Genomic DNA, 23,860 nt, shown 5'->3' with positions numbered 1-23,860 from the left:
ATGAAGTACTTTTTTCTAAGTGTATGGCTCTTTTTATCAACAGCAGTGTTATGGGCTCAAAAAGCCCAGGTGGAGGTTGTGAAGAACTCCGATGGAATGAAATTGGTCGTTAATGGTGAGGATTTCATAATAAATGGAATGAACTGGGATTATATACCCATTGGAACCAATACGGTTAATGCCGATTTTTGGAACAAGCCGGACGATATCATCCGTGCCGGACTGGATACCGAAATGTCCTTATTGCGAAACATGAACGTCAATGTGATTCGTCAGTATACGGGTGTTCCGGCCAGGTGGATTAAATACATTTACGAAAATTACGGTATCCATACCATGTTGAACCACTCTTTTGGTCGCTATGGGTTGACCTTAAAAGGGGTCTGGACACCGGTAACCATCTATGATGATCCTTATACCAGGGAGGTTCTGCTTCAAGAGGTAAAGACCCTGGTTGAAGGGTATAAAAATACACCCGGACTCCTGCTCTATCTCCTGGGCAATGAAAACAACTACGGCCTGTTTTGGGCCGGTGCGGAAACCGAGGATTTCCCGGATGATGAAGGACGCATTCAGTTCATTGGAGAAAGCCGGGGCAGACCGATGTACAGGTTAATGAACGAAGCCGCCAAAATGATGAAGGAATTGGATGCATCGCATCCGGTGGCCATCTGTAACGGGGATGTGTTGTTCATTGATATTATTGCCGAGGAATGCAAGGATGTTGACATTTATGGTGTCAATTCCTATCGAGGCCCTTCCTTTACGGACATGTTTGATACGGTAAAATCAAAATTGGATATGCCGATCATGTTCACCGAATTTGGGGCGGATGCCTTCAATGCGATCGAAAACAAAGAAGATCAGAAATCTCAGGCCTATTACATGGTCGAGAACTGGAGGGAGATCTATGCCAATGCAGCCGGCTTGGGGAAAGCTCAAAATTCCATAGGAGGATTTACCTTTCAATTCAGTGACGGTTGGTGGAAATTTGGTTTCGATAAAAGGGAGAATGCCGATGTTCATGACAACAATGCGTCCTGGGCCAATGGCGGATACCAGAGTGACTACAAAGACGGGGAAAATAACATGAACGAGGAATGGTTTGGAATTTGTGCTAAAGGACCAACCAGCCCACGCGGATTATACGACCTATACCCACGTGCAGCCTATTACGCCTTAAAGGAAGCACATCGGTTAAATCCATATGGAGAGGGTGTTGATAGCGATTTCATTCAAAACTATTTCAATAACATCAATTTAATGGACGCTGTTTTGAAGGCACGAGGTGATAAAGCGGCACTTGAAGCGAAGGATGGGGGAAAGATTAAACTCAGCAATTTAAGAGCTGAGTTTACAACATTCAATACAGGAGGATCCTTAATTACAACACCAGATAACCCGGATCCCAACTCCGAAGCCTATCCGAATCGATTGGGTTTCGACCATATGCAATCGTATTACGTTGGCGTCGAGGGCCAACCAACTTCGAACATGAGAGCCGAAGTGAATTTTAATATTCTTGGTAATGTGGCACAAAATCCGATTAATGAAATTTTTTATGAAAATGTCGGACGCCCGGTTACAGTAATTAATGATCAAGGTGAAGAAGTAATCATAACAGATAATAATCGTGTTAGGGTGTACAATGCTGAATTTGAATGGAATTCTAAACATGCAGATGTTAGAGGATTCTATAGAACTGGACATTACCATTGGGGATATGAAGGAGACTTTTTCGGATTGTACCCAGAAGCTAATTACGGCCCGAACTTAGACATTTACAACGGAGAAATTTTGGGCTTGGAAATCGATGGTAAAAGAGCTTTTAAAGGTCTAAAGGCGGCTTTTGGCCCACAATTGTGGTGGGGAGCCAATCCAACCATGCTCTTTAAGTATCGAACGCACTTTAAGCATTGGGATATTACCGGTATTTACCATAGGGACATAAATACAACATTACGTTTTGATGATAACGGACGACGTATCTTGGATGCCAACCAAATTGTTTCAGGGGTAATTCCACCATGGCCGACAGAGAGAGCTACTTTGGTATTAGAGAAAGAATTTGGTAAAGTTGGTTTATCTCTGGGTGGAATATGGGGAGGTAGACCACTAAATGGAAGTACCTTTCAAGATGTAACTGGTGAATCAGGGAATTATATAGTATATCAAGACAAAATAAATTCTGATGACAACTGGGGGGGAAAAGCTAAAATCACACTTCAAGCAGGGAAGTTTAACTGGTATGCTCAGGCGGCCTATATGGGCTTAGTTGCCAATGGAGGCGCGGATGCTACAAGGACTTTTACCGGATGGAAGCTAAAGGATTCAGGAAGCGGCAACCAGACTAATATTCTTTCAGGATTCACTTTTTTAATGGGGAATTGGCAAATAGCACCAAACTTTCTGTGGCAAAAGCCTTTAGTAGACCCTATGCCTAATGATGTCAATGCACCTGGTAGGTTACGAAATTTTATAGACGATCCATTTGCCGTTCGCGGAAATAGAGAAACCACAGCCGGAGAATTATTGCTCACCTTTGACCCCACACCGGGAACCTGGTTCTATGAATGGGATAACGACAGAGCTGAAGATGCGAAACTGGCTTTTAATTTAGGATTTGTATACAGACACCATCCTACAGCTCAGGATGCTGCGATCGGGTTCTTGGCAAACCGTACTTTTTTTGCATTCCCGCAATCCGCTCCGGCACAAGATCTTTGGGAAATAAGCTCGAGAATAGTTTCTAAAATTAGTCCAGATTTAGGGGTTATTAGCCACCTCTATGGAGGTACTGCACAAGCCAATGGAGACAGCGAAAGAACAATAGAACGCTTTGGGGGAGATATTAAAATGATCTATAAAAAATGGAAGCTGGAATACGGATTTAAAGTTAATGACTGGGGACCTTTTGACTATCATCGCGATTTTAACCTGACCTTCCCTGTTCAAAACATGATAGATATTTCAACATCATTTAGTAAACCTGATTGGTTTGTACTTCCTGAGACGAAAATAGGTGTTCGCGGTATTTGGCGTTCTTTAAATGAGTTTTCGCCTAGATATGCTCCTACAGCTGTCCCTCCAAACACATTCCCTGCAATTCCTCCGCTAAGCCCGGTTGGCTTTGACGATGGTCAGGAATGGGAAATAAGAACCTATATACATATCAATATTGGTAAATAAAATATTATGAAAATGAAAAATATTAAATTCAAATTCAGTTATGTAGTAAGCCTATTGGGGTTTCTATCCATTACCTTTGTTGGTTGTGAAAGGGAATTGTCCGATGAAGCAGTGTTTGCTACCTTTTCAAACGCGCCAGAGATATTTTCCGATTCACCTGTAGGAATGGGATCTGATTTTTATTTTCCCTTTGCTGGTTCTAAGGCCACCGCATGGACAGTTGATGAAAGCGAAGGTTATAATAGTGATGCTTCAATGCGTTTTGATGTACCAAACGCCAATGATCCCGAAGGCAATTATGCAGGTGCTATTTTTAGAATAGATGGAGCAGGTCGCAATTTGACAGGATTTAACGCGCTAACGTTTTGGGCTAAAGCCTCCCGTGGAGTTACTATAGGCGAGATGGGGTTCGGAACAGATTTTCTTGAGAATAAATACGTGGTTATTGCCAATAATGTAAATCTTGGAACAAATTGGTCAAAGTATATAATTCCAATTCCAGATCCATCAAAACTAATTAATGAAAGAGGAATGTTCAGTTATGCTGCTGGAACACAGGAAACGGATGGCTTTGGTTACACATTTTGGGTTGACGAGTTGAAGTTCGAAAATCTTGGTACCATTGGACAGCCGAGACCAGCGATGATGAATGGACAAGACATCACTGAAACCTCTTTTATAGGAACTGTAATTAATCTTTCTGAAAGAGGCTTGACACAAACATTTCAATTACCAAACGGAATTAACCAATTGGTTTCGGCAGCGCCTTCATATTTCAATTTTGTATCATCCAATCCAAGTGTAGCAAGTGTTGACGAACTTGGAATGGTCAGGATTCTAGATTCAGGCACAGCTGTTATTACCTCATCTATTGCGGGGGTTGAATCACAAGGTTCATTAACCATTGAGTCTTTAGGGAACTTCAATGAAGCACCTATACCCACGCGCGATCCTGCAAATGTTATTTCGGTTTTTAGCGATGCTTATACCAACGTACCCGTGGATTACTATAATGGATTCTTTGCACCATACCAAACAACTCAAGGAGGCGCCCCTCCATTAGATTTGGGAGGAGGACAGGTTATTAATTACACGCAATTAAATTTTGTAGGTGTTGGTACATTTTTAAATGTCCAATCCCTGGACCTGACCGGAATGACTCATTTACATGTTGATATTAACGTGCAAGAAGCTATAGACCCTGATGATTTTATTAGACTTCAATTAATAAACGATGTTGGTGGTAATGAAATTTCAGGTGATTTCACAATTACAGGGTCTCAACTATCATCCAATAGTTGGGAAAGTTTTGATGTGCCACTTTCCAGTTTTAATGGTTTGACTGTGCGTAATGAAATTGGTTTGCTGTTCTTTATTTCGGACGCGACCATTTCAAACATTTTCGTTGACAACATCTATTATTTTAGAGAATAAGAGGCATTTCTAAATTTAAAGCATTAAATAATGATAAGAAGAAATAAATATACTAAATCAGTCAAGCCGATATTTACAACAGGCATTTGGATGGCACTTGTTCTAATAATTTCTGGCTGTGATACTGATGAAACACAAACCGTTGCAACATTTAACAACCTCATTATGTCAGATGAGTTTGATACCGATGGAGCACCAAATTCAGCAATATGGAATTACGATATTGGCACTGGACAAAACGGATGGGGCAATAATGAGTTGCAATATTATACAGATCGACCTGAAAATGTGACTGTTCAAAATGGTGTTTTAATTATTACCGCCAAACAGGAGTCCTTCGAGGGGTCTTCATATACATCCGCAAGGCTGTTAACAAAAGGAAAGTTCCAACAAACCTTCGGCCGTTTTGAGGCACGAATGAGACTACCTTATGGCCAGGGAATCTGGCCAGCATTTTGGTTGTTGGGAGATGATAATAATGGAACAGAAATATGGCCACAAATTGGGGAAATCGATATCATGGAGTATGTTGGAGATGAACCCACTCGAGTGTTTGGTACAGTGCATGGTCCCGGGTATTCAGGAGGTGAGTCTGTAAGCAAGTCCTATGTTTTGGATAATGACAGATTTGATACGAATTTTCATGTTTTCGGAATAGAATGGGGTCCAAACTACATAAATTATTATGTAGATGACGTGCTTTATAACCAAATTACACCAGAAGATGTTCCTGGCGAATGGGTGTTTAATGATGGCCCTTTTTATATCATCATAAATCTTGCAGTTGGAGGCGCTCTACCTGGCCCGCCAAATACCGAAACACAATTTCCACAAAGGCTATTGGTAGATTACATAAGGGTATACAATAACGCTAACAACTAAAAAACAATTAACAATGAAAAATATATTTAAAGTATTCAGAAAAATTTCAGTCTTTATATTGGCACTATCCTTTCTGGGTTGTGAAGATGACGATGTTGTACTACCAAAGGTTACCGCTGGATTCACATACACCGTGAATATTGACACGGGAACGGTTACTTTCATCAATATCTCAGATAATGCAAATACTTATAAGTGGGACTTTGGCGATGGAACGTCATCAACATTTATTAATCCATCAAAAACATATGAAAACGGCACTTATACCATTGTACTAGAAGCTATAAATGTTTCGGGTGCCAAAGACACTTTTCAGGATGAGATAACGATTTTAATACCGGAAATAGCGACTGTTCCAATTTCTTTTGACGGGGAGAATACAAAATATGATCCTGAGGTTTTTGGTGGTGCATCATTTGCGGTGGTTGATAATCCAGATCCATCTGGAGCCAACGCAAGCGTTTCTAAGGTTGGTGAAATAACTAATTCCGGAGCTGCTTTCGAGGGCTTTTATTTCGATTTAGGCATGCCATTAGACCTGTCTACCCTAAAAACAGTCAAAGCACTTTTTTGGTCTAATGCACCTATAAGTGTCTTACTGAAATTGGAGAATGGTACCGGAGCAGACATTGAAACCACTGCCAATCATGGCGGAACAGGATGGGAAGAAATTTATTTCACTTTCGATTCATCTTCCAGCTATTCTAGATTCACAATGTTTGTTGATGGTCCTGGCACAACTTCTGGTAAGTTCTACATTGATGATATTTCGCAAATAGCAACTTCAGACATTCCTTGTCCTCAAACCCTATTGGAACTGCCTATAGATTTCGATTGCAATAGTATTGACTATGCGACAAAGATAGTTGGCAATGTGTCTTTTGAGGTTGTGGACAATCCGGAATTATCGGGAATTAACTCAGCGGAGAGTAAAGTGGGTAAAATAGTCAATGTTGGTGAAAATTGGGAAAACGCCTTCTTTAATTTAGATACGGCTATTGATTTTTCAGTGAATAACGCTGTCCGTTTTAAACTGTTTTCCAATCAAGCATTACCGATTAAACTGAAGTTTGAAGACGGTACTGAAGACCCTGTCGAATCAGATGTTAACCACACGGGTTCGGGCTGGGAAGAACTAACGTTCAATTTCACCTCAACCGCATCATATAATGATATGATCCTATTTGTTGATGGTCCGGGAACGGCAGCGGGAACCTTTTTTATTGATGATATTGAGCAAGTTGCTGGCGAATCTTGTGAAGCGGAAACTATGCAATCCCTTGCTGGAGCTGACTTCAACCTCACCTTTATGGCAGATCCTACAGCGAGCATCATTCAGGATGGCGCTACTTTTGAATGGATAGATAACCCTGATTTTAGTAATGACCTTAATACATCTTGCAAAGTTGGACAAATCACAAAACTTGGTAACAATCCATGGGATAATAATCAAATGGATTTAGATGCCAAGTTAGACTTTAATGCAAATGAAGGCCTAAAAATAAAAGTTTGGTCAGGCAGGCCAAATACTGAAGTACGCATAAAATTGGAAGAAATTGGAAATCCCAGTAATAATGTGGAAAAATTCTTGACAACATCTGTTACGAGTGCATGGGAAGAATTGACATTCCCTTTTGAAAGTACAGATAGTGGTAAGTTCGACAAGATCGTCCTCTTTTTTGACTTAAATGCAAATAACACGGACGTTTATTATATTGACGACCTTATGCTTTACGGAACTGGTACCGGAGGCGGTGGTGGCGGCACAGGTGGTTCCAATTTGCTCACTAACGGTGATTTTGAAACAGGAACCACCACAGGATGGATTGGCAATGCCGCAAATGTGGTAACTGAGGGCGACAACTCCTATAATTTTGCCAATGTCATGACTGCTGGAAATCCTTACGATGTGAACCTGAGCCAGGTTGTAGAAATCATCCAGGGCAAAAGCTATACCTTGAGTTTCGACGCCTCCTCCGATGGTAACAGAAGTATTGTTGCGGGGATAGGATTAAATGAGGCACCATGGACTGCAGATACTGAAACTGCTAATCTGACGACGGCCACTCAGATGTTCTCTTACAATTTTACGGCCTCTTTTGGCGGCGTCAACAGCCGTGTCCTGTTTGACATGGGAGCCGAAACAGGTGTAGTCGTATTGGATAATGTGGTGCTTGTATGTAATGATTGCGACGGCGGCTCCGGAGGCGGAGGCGGCGGTGGTGGCGGTGGAACCGGTGACAACCTCGCATCTAATGGTGATTTTGAAACAGGCACGGACTCAGGATGGATTAGATTCCAAAATGGTGGAACGGCCGTATTAGACAACAGCTTATCAAATGGCGGAAATTGGTCTGGAAAATTAGAAACAGGAGGCCCAAGTAACCCTGCATTTAAACAGGAAGCCATAGGAGCCGGTACTGTAGCGGCTGGCAATACGGTAACGGTTACATTCGATCATATTGGGTCTACTGCAGGAGAGGGCGGTGTATTTAATGTGTTGCTTTTCGGAGAAGGAGCCGGTGGAGCATCATTTACGCATGTCTTTAATCCGGCACCAATACTTTCTGGAGCTTGGACTACCTTCTCTGGATCTTTTACCATTCCTGGAGGAACAGACGTTTCTGGAGGTATTTCATTTTTAATTGAAACCGTTTGTGGTGGAGCTACGGGATGTAGCGTTTCGGCTAATATCGATAACGTGTCTGTAACCTTAAATTAACATATTGATGATATAAACAAAAGGCTGGTGCCTGGAAACACTGGCTTTTTTTTACCAAACAGCGCTATTGGAATGCATAAAGCAGTTTTAAATAGGGGTACAAAATTTTCAACCATATGAATAATATTAAAGGAGAATTAGTAAGTATTGATAACGAGCAATTCTATAAGATCTCTAACGTCGATCAGATGCGCCCATTTTTTATGAGCATCGTAAGTGATTCCAACCACTGGATGTTTATTTCCAGTAATGGGGGTCTGACAGCCGGAAGAAGAAACGCGGATTATTCCCTGTTTCCATACTATACCGACGACAAGATTACGGAAATGGCCGAATTTACCGGAAGTAAATCCATATTCCGCATTGTAAAGGACGGCAAAACCAAGATCTGGGAACCATTTTCAATTCGTCAAACGGGTATTTACAAGACCAAAACCAATCTCTATAAGAATAGTTATGGGAATAAGATCATATTTGAAGAGCGGAATTTGGACCTGGATGTTATTTTCAGATACGAGTGGAATTCGAGTAACGCCTATGGCTTTATAAAGAAATCGTCTCTAAGAAATAATGGGTACGAGCCTATTGAGGTTACTGTACTCGACGGGTTACAAAATATTTTGCCGGCAAGTGTCACTTCAGAAATGCAAAATACCAGAAGCAACTTAGTTGACGCCTACAAAAGAAGTGAACTTCAGGAAGATGTAGGATTGGGTATTTATGCCTTAAGTGCTGTTATTGTGGATAAAGCAGAACCCAGCGAGTCACTTAAATCGAACACCGTTTGGTCAAGCGGTCTGGAGAACCCGACCTATCTTTTATCATCGCTTCAGTTGGATACATTTAGAAAAGGAAAACCAGTCACTCAGGAGGTTGATATTAAGGCAGAGAAAGGCGCTTATTTTGTTTCTTCAAATTTTATTTTAGAAACTCAGGAGACTAAAAACTGGATGTTTGTTGCCAACGTCAATCAATCGATTTCAGATGTGGTTGAGATATCCGAAGGTATTAAAACCAAAGACAATTTGGATGAAGTGGTCCAGAATGATATTGATTTGGGGACCCAAAGATTGGTTCATTTGGTTTCGTCTTCAGATGGGATTCAATTAACCCAGGACCCATTAATCAATATGCGTCACTTCTCAAATACCTTGTTTAACATCATGCGTGGAGGTATTTTTGATGACGGTTATACTATTGAAAAAAGCGACTTTATTCCCTATATGAGAAAGGCGAATAAAAAGGTTTATGACGCTAAGAAAAGGATACTTGATCAACTTCCCGCAGCATTCAGCCTGGAGCATATTCGAAATATAGCTGAGAAGGATGACAACCCTAGTTTTAAAAGATTGTGTTTAGAGTACCTTCCGCTTAAATTTAGCCGAAGGCACGGTGACCCGAGCAGGCCCTGGAATAGATTTTCCATTAACACAAGAAGTGAAATAGATGGGTCTAAGATATTGGACTATGAAGGCAACTGGCGTGATATTTTTCAGAACTGGGAAGCATTGGCACTCTCCTACCCCGAATATATCGAGGGTATGATCTTTAAGTTTTTAAACGCGACAACCTTTGAAGGGTATAACCCATATCGCGTGACCAAAGATGGCTTTGATTGGGAAATTATCGAGGAACACGATCCCTGGTCTTACATTGGCTATTGGGGCGATCATCAAATCATTTATTTGTTAAAATTCCTCGAATTTATAGAAGATTATTATCCGGGTACTTTAGAAAAGCGCTTTAATGAGAATATCTTTGTATATGCCAATGTCCCCTATATTATTAAAAGCTATCAGGATACTTTAAAGAATCCAAAGGACACGATTGATTTTGATTATGAGTTAAACAGAACCATAGAAAAAAGAAGAGAAAACATTGGAGTTGATGGCGCCTTATTATTAGATCGAGGAGGGAACATATACCAGGTTAATTTAATTGAAAAACTTCTCGCAACCGTATTGTCAAAGATTTCAAATTTTATTCCGGAAGGCGGTATTTGGTTGAATACCCAAAGGCCGGAATGGAATGATGCCAATAATGCCCTGGTAGGAAACGGGGTTTCCATGGTAACTTTATACTATCTGTATCGGTTTTTCAACTTCCTGGAAGGGGTAATTGATAAAGCGGACACGGAAAGTGTTGAGATTTCTGAGGAATTAAGCGTTTTCTTCAATGAGATTACTGAGACATTAAGCAGTAACGCACATATTTTAGGAGGTAAAATTTCAGACAAGGACAGAAAAACCATTCTTGATGGCTTAGGGAATGCCGGAAGTCATTACAGGGCGACGATTTACGAAAAAGCGTTTACCAACAAGAAGACCAGCATAGTTTTATCGGATGTTTCCAAATTCATAAAAATCACAAAATTATACCTGGAGCAAAGTATCAAGGCCAACAAAAGGCATGATAACATGTACCATGCTTATAACTTAATGACCGTTGAGAATGACCATGAAATATCAATTTCTTACTTACCGGAGATGCTCGAGGGTCAGGTGGCTGCTTTAAGTGCTGGATATTTAAGCCCGGTACAGGCCCTGAGCCTTCTGGATGGACTTAAGAGTAGCGCGCTTTTCAGGGAGGACCAATATAGTTACATATTATATCCGGATAAGGATTTACCCGGATTTAACAAAAGGAATAACATCCCTCGTGAAAAGGTGAATACATCCAAGCTATTAAAAAAGCTTGTTGCGGATAATGAAAAATCAGTTATCGAACAAGACCTTAAGGGCGATTATCATTTCAACAGTAATTTTAATAATGCCAATAGTTTAAAACATGCACTTAAAAATCTGGAAAGTAAATATAAGGCCCTTGTCGAGGAAGAGACAGCTGTTTTGCTTCAGATTTTTGAGGACATATTCGATCACAAATCATTTACCGGTCGGTCAGGAACATTTTTTGGTTATGAAGGGTTGGGTTCTATTTACTGGCATATGGTTTCTAAACTGTTGTTAGCGGTTCAGGAAAACTGTTTAATGGCCGTCGACAATGGCGAAAGCGAAGTCACTATTGGGAAACTTCTGGACCATTATTATGAGATAAATGCCGGGATAGGCGTGCATAAATCTCCTGAACTTTATGGTGCTTTCCCTACCGACCCCTATTCGCATACGCCAGCGACAAAAGGTGCGCAGCAACCGGGGATGACAGGTCAGGTAAAAGAAGATATTTTAAGCCGATTTGGCGAACTGGGTGTTGCCGTGCATGAGGGTAAAATCAAATTCAACCCAAAATTGTTACAGGAAAAGGAGTTTTTAGACGAAGAAGTCACCTATAGCTTTTTGAATACCAAGGGGAAGCAGAAAAGCATTGATCTAGGAGTAGATAGTTTGGCCTTTACCTATTGTCAGGTTCCGGTTATTTTTAAAAAATCGACATCTTCAGGTATAGAAATTGTCCTTTCTAGTGGTAAAAAAGAAAAATCGGATAATGCATCTATTGATAATGCGATTTCCAGGTCGGTTTTTGAAAGAAAGGGTGAAGTAAAACAAATCACGGTTTACATAAAGAAGTAAAGAAGAAAATCAAATAAATAATAATAAGATATTTTATAACAACATAAAAGAAATGCTGAACGGTAAAACAAGGAAGCGAACGGAAAAGCAATTAACTGCTGCCGATATATTAGGAAACCCGGACTACCTCGCGATGTCCTATGGGGGCTATCGCAAAAAAACACGTGATATTCAACCGACTATTCCACAGCTCAAGGAGGACATGAAAATAATGTCGGCCATGGGGGTTAGAATATTAAGAACCTACAATGTACAATTACAGCAGGCTCCAAACCTATTAAAGGCGATAAGCGAGTTAAAGACTGAAGATCCTGCCTTCGAAATGTATGTCATGTTAGGCGCTTGGATCGATTGTAAGAACGCATGGACGGACAAAGTACCGAATCATGAGGTGGAAAGTGAGCATAATTCCGGGGAAATTGAGCGTGCTGTTGCACTTGCCAATCAATACCCTGATATTGTTAAAATAATAGCCGTGGGCAATGAAGCCATGGTGCATTGGGCGACCAGTTATTTTGTACGGCCAGGTGTTATTTTGAAATGGGTCAACCACTTACAAGACCTGAAGAAAAAAGGCCTGTTACCAAAATCGCTGTGGATAACGAGTTCAGACGATTTTTCTTCGTGGGGTGGTGGCGACCCTGCATACCACACCGAAGATTTAAACAAGCTAATCAGAGCTGTAGACTATATTTCCATGCATACTTATCCCATGCATAACTCGCACTATAATCCGGCCTTTTGGCTGGTACCCGAAAACGAGTACGATTGGTCAGATAGAGATAAAATAGAGTCTGGTATGCAGAGGGCTTTAAATTTTGCGATATATCAGTATCGAAACGTAAAGAATTACATGAAAAGTCTTGGCGTAAATAAACCGGTACATATTGGTGAGACGGGCTGGGCCACAATTTCGAATGAGCATTATGGTGCCGATGGTTCCAAAGCTGCAGATGAATATAAATCTGGAAGATATTTTCAACTGATCAGAGATTGGAGCAATAAAGAAAAAGTGTCCTGTTTTTATTTTGAAGCTTTTGACGAACCATGGAAAGACGCCAATAATCCATTAGGATCCGAGAATCATTTCGGATTAATAAATATTGATGGACAAGCTAAATATGCGATTTGGGATTTTGTGGATAAAGGCATTTTTAAGGGCTTGACCAGAGACGGAAGACCCATAACGAAAACGTATAATGGCAGTGAAGAGGAGTTGCTCGTCGACGTTCACGTACCGCCTAGAATTGAAGATATTTCTATTAATCATTAATTATGAAAAGGTATTTACTGATTTTTTTATTCAGCATCTTAGCATCCTGCGGCAGCGAGAAAACAAATGATGCTGTTCAGTTAACAGCGAAAGATATTTTGGGAAACCCTGAGTATTTAGCCATGTCCTATGGGGGATACAGGTATGCTGATCCCGGGGTTGAACCTTCGATAGATCAGCTGAAAGAAGACATGAAACTCTTGTCGGCCATTGGGATTAAAATGCTTCGCACCTATAAAGTACACAAACCACAGGCGATCAATCTTTTAAAGGCTATAGAGGAATTAAAACAGGAAGATCCGAATTTTGAAATGTATGTGATGTTAGGGGCATGGATCGACTGTAAAAATGCCTGGACCGATCAGGACCCGGTACACAATGAGGAAAGTGAAGCCAACGCAGCTCAGATTCTTGTTGCGACCTATCTGGCCAATCAGTATCCGGAAATCGTAAAGGCCATAGCCGTGGGTAATGAGGCCATGGTAAAATGGGCAGCCACTTATTACGTTGAACCCTGGATCATTCTAAAATGGGTAAATTATCTGCAGAATTTAAAACAGCAGGGAAAACTACCGAAAACCCTTTGGATTACAAGTTCTGATAATTTTGCCTCATGGGGCGGCGGCGGTGAAGAATATCATGTAGAAGATTTGAATGACCTGATAAGAGCCGTAGATTTTATTTCCATGCATACCTACCCGATGCATGACACCCACTATCAGCCTGATTTTTGGTTGAATCAGGAAGGTATGGTAGGAAAAACGGATTTGGAAAAGATTGAAATAGCCATGTTGAGGGCAAAGGAATATGCCATAAATCAGTATAACAATGTAAAACGCTACATGGAAAGTCTTGGTGTGAACAAACCCATACATATCGGGGAGACCGGCTGGGCCAGTGTTTCATCGGATCATTACGGACCCAATGGCTCGAAAGCCTGCGATGAATATAAAGAAGCGCTTTACTATAAACACATGAGAGACTGGACCAATGAAGCCGGATTGTCCTGTTTTTATTTTGAGGGTTTTGACGAGCCCTGGAAAGGGGGTAGTGATCCCGGAAACTCAGAAAAACACTTTGGGCTTTTTACAGTTGACGGTAAAGCAAAATATGCACTTTGGAGTGAAGTGGACAAAGGGACTTTTAATGGGCTATCCAGACACGGTAACCCGATATCAAAAACGTATAACGGCGTGTTGGAGGACTTGATGGAAGATGTGGAGGTACCGCCTAGCAAAGCGGAATGGGAAGCCAACCAATTGGCAAAATAGTAATAGAAAATTAAATGAAAGCATCCCTTCAAAATATAATTTTATTCATATCAACATTCATTATGGCAAGTTGTAATACAGAAAATATGCTTGAAATAGATGTATTTGAAACTTCAGCGAAAGGAAACAAGTTAACTAAAATTGCAACCTTTGAAAGCCTTGATAGTGTTGCACACCTGACGGTACTGCCTGAGCAGAAGTTTCAAGTCATTACCGGTTTTGGAGGTGCCTTTACAGAATCGTCGGCCTATTTGTTAAATCAACTGAGCAAAGAAAACAGAGACACCATACTTGAGGCCTATTTCTCAAGGGATGGGGCCAATTATTCACTCACCAGGACCCATATGAATTCTTGTGATTTCTCCTTGTCTAATTATTCATACACACCTGTAGCTGATGATGTTGATTTAGAGCACTTTTCCATTGCGGAGGATAAGGAGGATCTTATTCCAATGATCAGGGACGCCATGGTGGTATCGGAAGATGGGTTTAAGATTTTCGCCTCTCCCTGGACAGCAGCGCCCTGGATGAAAGATAATAATAGCTGGGTTGGGGGCAAATTACTGCCTAAATATTATGACACCTGGGCCTTGTTTTTTTCAAAATATTTAGAGGCTTATAAAGCGGAAGGCATCGATATTTGGGGATTTACAGTTGAAAACGAACCCCATGGTAATGGCAACAATTGGGAAAGTATGCATTTTACACCTAAAGAAATGACAGATTTTGTGCAATTTCATTTGGGACCCAGATTGGAAGCCGATGGCTATGGCGATAAGATTATTTTGGGATATGATCAAAATCGAGCAGGTTTAAAGGAATGGGTAGACGAAATGTTCAGGGATGAAGCCTCCTCGAAATATTTTGACGGCACGGCCATTCATTGGTATGAAAGCACATATGAAATTTTTCCGAAAGAACTTCAATATGCACACAATAAAGCGCCTGAGAAATTGCTTATAGAAACTGAAGGTTGTGTTGATGCTGAAATACCAGTGTGGAAGGATGATGCCTGGTACTGGAGAAAAGAAGCAACGGACTGGGGCTGGGATTGGGCTCCTGAAAAAGACAAGTATTTACACCCTAAATATGCGCCCGTTAATCGTTACGCCCGTGATATTATTGGATGTCTTAACAATTGGGTTGATGGATGGGTTGATTGGAATATGGTTTTAGACAGGCAAGGCGGCCCAAATTGGTTTAAAAATTGGTGTGTGGCCCCTGTTATTGTCGATCCGGATCGCGATGAGGTATATTTCACCCCCTTGTACTACACCATGGCCCATTTCAGCAAATTCATTAGGCCCGGAGCGACCATCATTGGTGTTGAAAATACAGATGAAAACCTCATGGTCACGGCTGCCCGGAACCCGGATCAAAGTATGGTTGTAATCATTTTTAATGAATTTGACACCCCAAAATCCATCCGTTTGAATCTTAATGGAAGGACCGCGAGCTTTTCTATAGACGCTAAGGCCCTTCAATCTATTGTTATAATGAATGAATCAAACTAACGTATAAAACAAAAGGTATGTCAAAATTTATAACAGATGCAAAAGACAGAGTTCCATTAGGGCAGAAGGCTGCATTTGGAGCCGGACATTTGGTTTTGAACCTATATCCCGGAGCCTTGGGTTTCTTCATGTTCTTCTTACTCACAGCTTTTGGGATGGATCCCTTTTTGGCTGGATTATTAGGAGGGTTGCCTCGTTTTTTTGATGCGATTACCGACCCCATTATGGGATTTATTTCAGACAATACCAGTTCCAAATGGGGTAGAAGACGACCTTATATTTTGATTGGCGGCATTCTAAGCGCCATTACCTTTGTCTTGCTTTGGCAACTCGATGAGAACAATTCTTCAGAATATAATTTTTGGTACTTTCTGATCATGTCCATGGTATTTCTTATCGGGAACACCATGTTCGCCACCCCTTTGGTTGGACTGGGCTATGAAATGACAACCGACTACAACGAGCGAACACGACTCATGGCTTTTTCACAAACGGTAGGCTTAATTGCCTGGGTCATCGTTCCATGGTTTTGGGTCATTATTGCCGATCCTGATATCTTTGGCAACCAGGCAGAAGGGGTCAGGACAATGGCCGTTTACGTTGGAGCCGCGTGTTTACTCCTAGGATTATTACCGGCCATATTTTGCCGTGGAATGGATTCCGCCAATATGGAAAATAGAAAACATTTAAGCCTGAAGAGTATATTTACTAACCTAAAAGACTTGTTTACCAGTATTGGACAGGCTGCTAAAAACAGGCCTTTTATGAAACTTTGCGGGGCCACCTTTCTGGTGTTCAACGGATACCAGATTGTAGCGTCCTTCAGTTTTTTCATTTTTGTATTTTACATTTTCAATGGGAGCTATGAAGCGACATCAACATGGCCCGCTTGGTTTAGCTCTATTGGGGCTTTGGTTTCTGCATTTCTGGTAATTCCTATAGTATCAGCGATGTCTAACAAATGGGGAAAGAAGAATGCCTTCATTATCTCTACAGCAATATCCATTGTGGGTTACGCACTGAAATGGTGGGCATTTACCCCTGATAATGTCTGGCTGTCTTTCATCCCAATTCCTTTGATGTCTTTTGGATTGGGAAGTTTATTTACACTGATGATGAGTATGACTGCAGATGTCTGCGATTTAGATGAACTTCGAAACGGCATGCCGAGGAAGGAAGGAACCTTTGGAGCATTGTACTGGTGGGTTGTAAAACTTGGCCAAGGTTTGGCACTCGTCTTAGGAGGTCTGGTGTTAAAGTTGATTGGATTTGACGGTAATGCCGCTACGCAGACTGTTGAGACACTGACAAAACTGAGAGTAGCGGACATCATTATTCCGGTCGTTACTGCAGCTTTGGCTATTTGGGTGATGTGGAAGTACAGTTTGTCGGAAGAGAGAGCCAAAGAAATTAAGGCCCAATTGGAAGCAAGAAGAGGCGTATTGTAATGGAACGGTACATATAAAAAACAATAACAATATGGCAACAAAACTAATTATTATAGGATTTGTACTCATAGTAATTGCAATCCTCAGTGGTATAAAAACAAGTTCTGGCGCAAGAATCATTAGTGCCAAATTAGGAATACCTTCCGGTATCATAGGTGTTTTAATTTTGATTTACGCCAGTTATTCCTCCGATCTGGTGAATTACAACCGTCAGGCCGAACAAGTGTCGATTGGCAACAAGCTGAAAATTGAAGGCCCCGTGCGTAACACGCAGGTCATTTCACCAATTGATAAAGATTCTGTGGATTGCAGAATACTAACCATGGGGGTCTATCCTGAGGCCAATGAAAATGACATTTGGGTTTTAATCCGTCCAACCGACGATCTGTACTATCCCCAATCAGATCACACGAATACGTCTTATAAAAGAGATGGGGAATGGCAGGTGGTGACCCGGTTTGGCGGAGATTTAGGAGAAGCCTACGATTTAATTGTTTATGAAGCAGATTCCACAAGTTCGATGTTTTTTAGTAAAACCATCGAAGCGTGGAAGGAAAAAGAGGATTACCCCGGATTAATGCTTGAGGAAATTCCTTCGGGCGCCACAGAGGTAGATAGAATAAAAGTTTATACAAGAAAGAATTGCAGAGGAGTTTTTTAACCTGTCAATTTTAAGAGTCGTTAGAATAAAGTAGAATCAGTAAAACAAAAATAAGATGTCGTACAGAGAAAGTTCATATTACAAACCTAAAGGATATAGTCAGGTGGCTACAAAAGGTCTAAACCTTTCAGATTACACCTTAGAAGAATTAAAGGCCCTATGGCGTAAAACCATTCAAGAGGGTTTTCATGGTATTTGTTTCAGTATGTACCGGGACGGACAGTCGCCCGGGGATGACATAAGCATGGAACAGGTTGAACAGCGCATTAACATACTTAAACCCTATGTTAGTGCCATCCGGTCGTTTTCATGCATTGAAGGTAATGAATACGTACCCATAGTGGCAAAAAAGCATGGCCTTAATACCTTGGTTGGCGCATGGTTGGGTTCTGATAAAGACGAAAATGAAAGAGAAATAGAAGGACTAATTGCCCTGGCAAAAGACGGTAACGTTGATGTTGCGGCGGTGGGTAATGAAGTTTTGTACAGAAATGATTTAACCCTGGATGAGTTAATCGGTTATATTAATCGTGTTAAGGAGGCTTTAGAAGGTTTGGATATACCGGTTGGTTATGTTGACGCTTATTATGAGTTTTCAAGGTATCCGATATTAGTTGAGAGTACGGACGTGGTCTTGGCTAATTTATACCCTTATTGGGAAGGTTGCCCTATTGAATATGCCTTAGGCCATATGCAGGCCATGTACGGTTCGGTTGTTGATGCCGCTCAAGGCAAGCCTATTATCATTACCGAAACCGGGTGGCCCAGTCAGGGTGGTGGACTCGATGGCGCCTTAGCCAGTGGAGAGGCAGCGATGAAATACTTTATCGATACCATTCAATGGACGAAAACCAACGACATCCCAATATTCTATTTTTCTTCCTTCGATGAATCCTGGAAAATTGGAAATGAAGGTGATGTTGGCGCGTATTGGGGATTATGGGATAAACATGAAAATTTGAAATTTTAATATAAATAGTAAGGATTTTATTTGTCCCCATTAAAATCTAAAAATTAATTAGAATAAATTATGTCGATAATTAATACAGGCTCAATACATAAAGTACCCTTCGGGCAAAAAGTAGCTTTTGGAATTGGCATGCTGGCCAACCAGATGTTTCCTGCCGTATTAGGCATCTTTATGGTAGTGTTGGTTCAGGATTTAGGGTTTCCGGGCTGGATGTGGGGCATTCTGTTCTTCCTGCCAAGAATTTTTGATTCCATTACCGACCCTATTATGGGTTTTATATCGGACAATACAAAATCACGCTGGGGCAGAAGACGACAATATGTATTTCTTGGGGCCGTTATCATGGGCGCGTCCTTTGTCATCATGTGGCAGTTGTACAGGGAGAATGGGATCGACTATAACTTCACCTATTTCCTGATCTGGTCCTTTGTGTTTTATCTGGGATTGACCATTTTCAGTGTACCTTATGTTGCCATGGGATACGAGATGAGTGATGATTTTCATGAACGCACCGATATTATGGCGGTAGCGCAGTGGATCGGACAATGGGCATGGGTTATCGCGCCCTGGTTTTGGGTGGTGATGTACGATAAGGGCTGGTTTGAATCTGCCGATGTGGCAACCAGGGAATTGGCGATATGGGTCGGTATTGTGTGCATGCTGTTTGCCATGGTTCCGGCTATTTTCTTAAAGAGTAAATCAACACTGAATGAAAATTACAGTCCCTTAACTGTAAAAAATATTGGAGGCAGTTTAAGGGGTATATTGGATGGTTTTAAGGAAGCTTTTGGGTCAAAACCGTTCAGAAAGCTATGTATAGCTACTTTTTTGGTGTTCAATGCGTTTAACACCATTGCCGCCTTTTCGTTTTTTATCATTGTCTATCATTTGTTCAATGGAGATGCCGGGGATGCCGGGGTGTGGCCGACCCTTTTTGGAAGTGTCGGGGCTTTGGCCACAACGTTTTTGGTCATCCCGATCATTACGAAAATGTCCAAGAAACTGGGAAAAAAGAAAACCTTCATGATTGCACAGGGCATTTCAATTTTTGGGTATATCCTCCTATGGTTTTTGTTTGTTCCGGGAAAGCCGTATATGTTCATACTGGCCTTACCGTTTTTCTCTTTTGGTATTGGGAGCCTCTTTACCCTGATGATGTCTATGACGGCCGATGTTATTGATATAGATGAACTGAATACCGGTCAACGCAGAGAGGGTATTTTTGGTGCTATTTATTGGTGGATGGTAAAATTCGGTTTTGCAATAGCAGGATTATTAAGCGGAGCCATAATGACCCTGGTTGGTTTCAATCCGGACGCTGCGGTACAACCCGAGGGAGCCATTACGGGTTTAAGGGCATTTTATTCAGGGTTGCCAATTGCCGGCACCTTAATAGCCATGCTTGTCATGCGGGATTACGGTGTCACAGAAGAAAGGGCCAATGAAATTAAAGCTCAATTGGCGGCCAGAAGAAAAGATTGATTATTAAAATTAGAATATTGAATTATGTCGAACAGGTTAGGTAAAATCAGGGCATTGTCCGGAGGTCATTTGGATGAAAAAACCGGTAAAGGACTTCAGAATTTGTTCAAGAGGGTGTTGAAAAGCGGCATACACGGGATATGCTTTAGTCCTTACGAAGAGGGCCAGGAACCGGGTGATCAATTGTCGGAAAAACAAATAAGGAGACGTTTGGAAGTGATCAAGCCCTATACCAAATGGATTAGATCGTTTTCCTGCACCGATGGGAATGAGTTGATTCCTGAACTAGCCAAGGAGATGGGGATGAAGACATTGGTAGGGGCATGGCTCGGGGACAACGCTGAAATCAACGAAAGGGAGGTGTCCGGGCTTCTGCGACTCGCAAATCAAGGTTATGTTGATATAGCAGCAGTTGGAAATGAAGTGATGTATAGAAAGGACCTGACAGAAGACCAGCTATTAAAATATATGCAGCAGGTTAAAGCGGCATTGCCAAACAACGTGCCTATGGGCTATGTGGATGCCTATTATGAGTTTGTTAATCGACCAAAAATCACCGAGGCCTGCGATGTTATATTAGCCAATTGTTACCCCTACTGGGAGGGCTGCAGCATTGATTATGCCTTGATTTATATGAAGGATATGTACCATCAGGCGCAGCGTGCAGGTCAGGGGAAAAAGGTGATCATCACGGAAACGGGATGGCCAAGCGAAGGAGAGGGCATACACGGGGCACTACCCTCCTATGAAAATGCAACGAAATATTTTATCAATACGCAACAGTGGTCTATAGAAGAAGATATAGAGATCTTCTATTTTTCATCTTTTGATGAATCCTGGAAAGTGGGAACCGAAGGTGATGTTGGTGCCTATTGGGGTTTATGGGATATGGATGAAAAGTTAAAATACGTCAATAAATCTATGTCCCTGAAAGATATCAAGGTCTATTTTTAGTTTAATTGGAGCTTATTGCCTTAATAATGGTTGTAATTTTAGGCTTAGGACAATGATAAGCACCACAACATGACCACAACATGGTCATATTTTATAAAAGAGGAGAAAAACATAATACGCTTCTAAAGGTGGAATGACTAGTTAATTCTAAAGGGTTTAAGTTGTTTTTTGGAAGCAGAAGTATTAATTTTAAGTTGTATGTATTTTGTTGTGGTGGATAACAACTTAAATTGATTTTTTTAAAGTATATTGTTAGGAATCTAAAATTTAATATTAATCTAAACTATTATAAGTATGAAGAAAATTACATTATTATTTACTTTATTGACTATATCTTTAGGGTATTCACAAACCGATATTGCGGTTAATGGTGGTTTTGAAACAAATGATTTTACAGGTTGGACACAATTTACTAATGGCACACAAGGTATAACCGATATTAATCCTTCAGAAGGAACGTATTGTGCTGAATTGAATAACAATGTGCCAGCGTCTGCTAGTTTAATAAAAAACGCAAATGTTGGAATCGGAACTGCAGTAGGTGATCAGGAAGTTACAATAACTTTCGATGCACGCGGTACTACAGCTGATGGAGGGGTAGCTTTCGCAGAGTTGTTCTCAGAAATTGACGGGGGAGGTGTATCAAAATCTGAAATTTTAGGGGGCGGTCCATTAGCCTTAGATCCTGATTCTAATGTATGGAAAAATTTCTCCTTTACAACTACTTTAGGATCAGATGTCAGTGGGGGTGTGACTTTACAATTAAGTGCTACAACGGGGGGTGCTGGAACTTCTTCCGCTCATTTATTTTATGATAATGTTAAAATTACATTAACTGATCAAGGACCAAGTGCAAGAGTGCAGGTTATTCATAATTCAGCGGATTTAGGGGCAAGCGTAGTTGACGTATATTTGGATGGAGTGCTGACGCTTGATGATTTTGCTTTTAGAACCGCTAGTCCTTTTATAAATGTGCCGGCAGAGACACCGATTAGTGTCGCTATTGCACCATCAAACAGTACCTCAGTAGGAGATGCTATAGCAACTTTTCCATATAATCTTACAGATGGTGAGACTTATATTTTAGTAGCAGAAGGAATTGTAAGTCCATCTGGTTATACTCCTGCAACACCATTTGATATAGCAGTATACCCAATGGGTCAGGAAGCAGCAGCAACTTCAGGAAACACAGATCTATTAGTGCACCACGGATCAACAGATGCACCAACAGTAGATGTGAACGAAGTAAGTGGTCCTTCAGTATTAGTTGATAATATTTCTTACGGTGAATTTGATGCTAATGGGTATTTAGAATTGCCAACAGCAGATTATAGCATCAACATTTCTACTGCTGATGGTGTGACAGTTGTTGAAAGTTATGATGCCCCTTTAGCAACATTAGGTTTAGATGATACCGCTGCAGTAGTAGTAGCGTCTGGATTTTTAGATCCTTCTGTAAATTCTAACGGACCAGCATTTGGATTGTGGGTAGCCTTACCATCAGGAGGCGCTTTAGTAGAATTACCAATAACAGGTGCTGCAACAGGAAATAATGTTACTGTTGATGTTAATGCTACTTGGCTTGGATATGTAAATGCTTTTAATACTCCTGCTGATGGAGGTGCATATGTTACTGGTTTTGCTAAACCGGTTGCTGAACTTAAAACGACAATAGGAGCCGATGATATAACGTTGCAACCTAATTTTCTTCTCTATAATGCGTCAGATCCATTTTGGTCAAATGGTGCTATTGGAAATAAAATTGTAGAATGCACAACATTTGTAGAACCTGGGGCCTCATTTAATGGAAATAATTTAACATTTTCTGGACAAGTTGATTCTTATACCTTAGGGAACGATGCTCTTGGGAATCCTTATGAAGCTAAATTCTTTATTAAAGCATTAGATCCTAATGCGGGTTATTCAGATGCTTTAAATGGAACTAAAACATTTGATTTACCGGCTAGCGGTGCTTTTACTGTATCAGCTACTGGAGCAGAATTAGCTTCAGGCTTAATCGTTCAATATGGTTTTTACATTAAGGGTTTAAATGCTAATCCTGCAGAGGAAGGAAGTTTAGGAAGTGTAGTGGTTAGTGCAACGGCACTTAGTACTATTGATTTAGAAGAGATGACTTTTAAAGTTTATCCAAACCCAGCAAAGGATACTTGGAATATTAAAACTAAATATGCTGAGATTAAATCTGTTGCGTTATTTAATACCCTTGGAAAACAAGTCATGACTTTAAAACCTAATTCAGATCAAGTTAAAATTGATGCTAGCACTTTATCAAAAGGTTTGTATTTTGCTAAAATAGAAACAGCAGCTGGCACCAGTAGTTTAAAACTTATTAAACAGTAATTATAAGAACTATTTAGTTCAGGTTTACGATAACAAAGGCACTTAGAAATAAGTGCCTTTTTGTTTGATTGGATGTATTCTTTTTAAATCTTAAGTTGTATGGTTTATGTATGTGTCAACGTTCGATTAAAATCAATTTGTGCAGGTTGTGTATGGGTAAAATATTGGCTGA

General features: G+C 40.7%; 14 protein-coding genes. All 14 read left to right on the top strand.

The genetic code is table 11. The features are described 5' to 3' along the window. The 14 genes from MR041_RS04755 (at window position 1) to MR041_RS04690 (ending at window position 23,688) form a co-directional block, all read left to right on the top strand. Window positions 1-3,189: a glycoside hydrolase family 2 TIM barrel-domain containing protein gene (locus tag MR041_RS04755; RefSeq protein WP_242092438.1), complete on the top strand. Its 3,189-nt coding sequence runs from the start codon at window positions 1-3 to the stop codon at window positions 3,187-3,189. Between the two features lie 12 nt (window positions 3,190-3,201). Beyond that, entirely contained in the window at window positions 3,202-4,623 is a 1,422-nt protein-coding gene (locus MR041_RS04750) for a carbohydrate-binding protein (protein ID WP_242092437.1), read from the top strand. 30 nt (window positions 4,624-4,653) lie between these two features. Beyond that, the gene (locus tag MR041_RS04745; protein ID WP_422613558.1) at window positions 4,654-5,505 is read left to right on the top strand and encodes a glycoside hydrolase family 16 protein; all 852 of its coding nucleotides are present in this window, start codon (window positions 4,654-4,656) and stop codon (window positions 5,503-5,505) included. Window positions 5,506-5,518: 13 nt separating this feature from the next. Next, complete coding sequence (locus tag MR041_RS04740; protein WP_242092436.1) at window positions 5,519-8,227, top strand: carbohydrate binding domain-containing protein; 2,709 nt, start codon at window positions 5,519-5,521, stop codon at window positions 8,225-8,227. A 116-nt stretch (window positions 8,228-8,343) separates the two neighbouring features. Beyond that, window positions 8,344-11,754 (top strand): hypothetical protein, encoded by a 3,411-nt coding sequence (locus MR041_RS04735; protein WP_242092435.1) that lies wholly within the window; start codon window positions 8,344-8,346, stop codon window positions 11,752-11,754. Window positions 11,755-11,806: 52 nt separating this feature from the next. Continuing rightward, on the top strand, window positions 11,807-13,027 hold the full coding sequence (locus MR041_RS04730) for a glycoside hydrolase family 17 protein (RefSeq protein ID WP_242092434.1): 1,221 nt from the start codon (window positions 11,807-11,809) through the stop codon (window positions 13,025-13,027). Window positions 13,028-13,029: 2 nt separating this feature from the next. Then, complete coding sequence (locus MR041_RS04725; protein WP_242092433.1) at window positions 13,030-14,298, top strand: glycosyl hydrolase family 17 protein; 1,269 nt, start codon at window positions 13,030-13,032, stop codon at window positions 14,296-14,298. Between the two features lie 62 nt (window positions 14,299-14,360). After that, window positions 14,361-15,812 carry a glycoside hydrolase family 30 protein gene (locus MR041_RS04720; RefSeq protein WP_422613563.1) on the top strand — a complete coding sequence of 484 codons (1,452 nt, stop codon included), beginning with the start codon at window positions 14,361-14,363 and terminating at the stop codon, window positions 15,810-15,812. A gap of 17 nt (window positions 15,813-15,829) precedes the next feature. After that, on the top strand, window positions 15,830-17,260 hold the full coding sequence (locus MR041_RS04715; protein ID WP_242092431.1) for an MFS transporter: 1,431 nt from the start codon (window positions 15,830-15,832) through the stop codon (window positions 17,258-17,260). 31 nt (window positions 17,261-17,291) lie between these two features. Then, window positions 17,292-17,921, top strand: a complete 630-nt coding sequence (locus tag MR041_RS04710) for a hypothetical protein (RefSeq protein ID WP_242092430.1) — start codon at window positions 17,292-17,294, stop codon at window positions 17,919-17,921. 55 nt (window positions 17,922-17,976) lie between these two features. Beyond that, complete coding sequence (locus MR041_RS04705) at window positions 17,977-18,891, top strand: glycoside hydrolase family 17 protein (RefSeq protein WP_242092429.1); 915 nt, start codon at window positions 17,977-17,979, stop codon at window positions 18,889-18,891. A gap of 60 nt (window positions 18,892-18,951) precedes the next feature. Then, complete coding sequence (locus MR041_RS04700) at window positions 18,952-20,373, top strand: MFS transporter (protein WP_242092428.1); 1,422 nt, start codon at window positions 18,952-18,954, stop codon at window positions 20,371-20,373. Between the two features lie 24 nt (window positions 20,374-20,397). Further along, a complete protein-coding gene (locus MR041_RS04695) occupies window positions 20,398-21,327 on the top strand; it encodes a glycoside hydrolase family 17 protein (protein ID WP_242092427.1) in 930 nt (309 codons plus the stop codon). A gap of 294 nt (window positions 21,328-21,621) precedes the next feature. Then, window positions 21,622-23,688, top strand: coding sequence for a T9SS type A sorting domain-containing protein (locus MR041_RS04690; RefSeq protein WP_242092426.1), 2,067 nt, complete (start codon window positions 21,622-21,624; stop codon window positions 23,686-23,688). Window positions 23,689-23,860 lie beyond the last annotated feature (172 nt).

It is taken from the genome of Aestuariivivens sediminicola, from assembly GCF_022662015.1.
Taxonomy (GTDB): Bacteria; Bacteroidota; Bacteroidia; order Flavobacteriales; family Flavobacteriaceae; genus Aestuariivivens; species Aestuariivivens sediminicola.
Note: the sequence above shows the minus strand (reverse complement) of the source record. Positions and strands in the feature narration are given on the sequence as shown.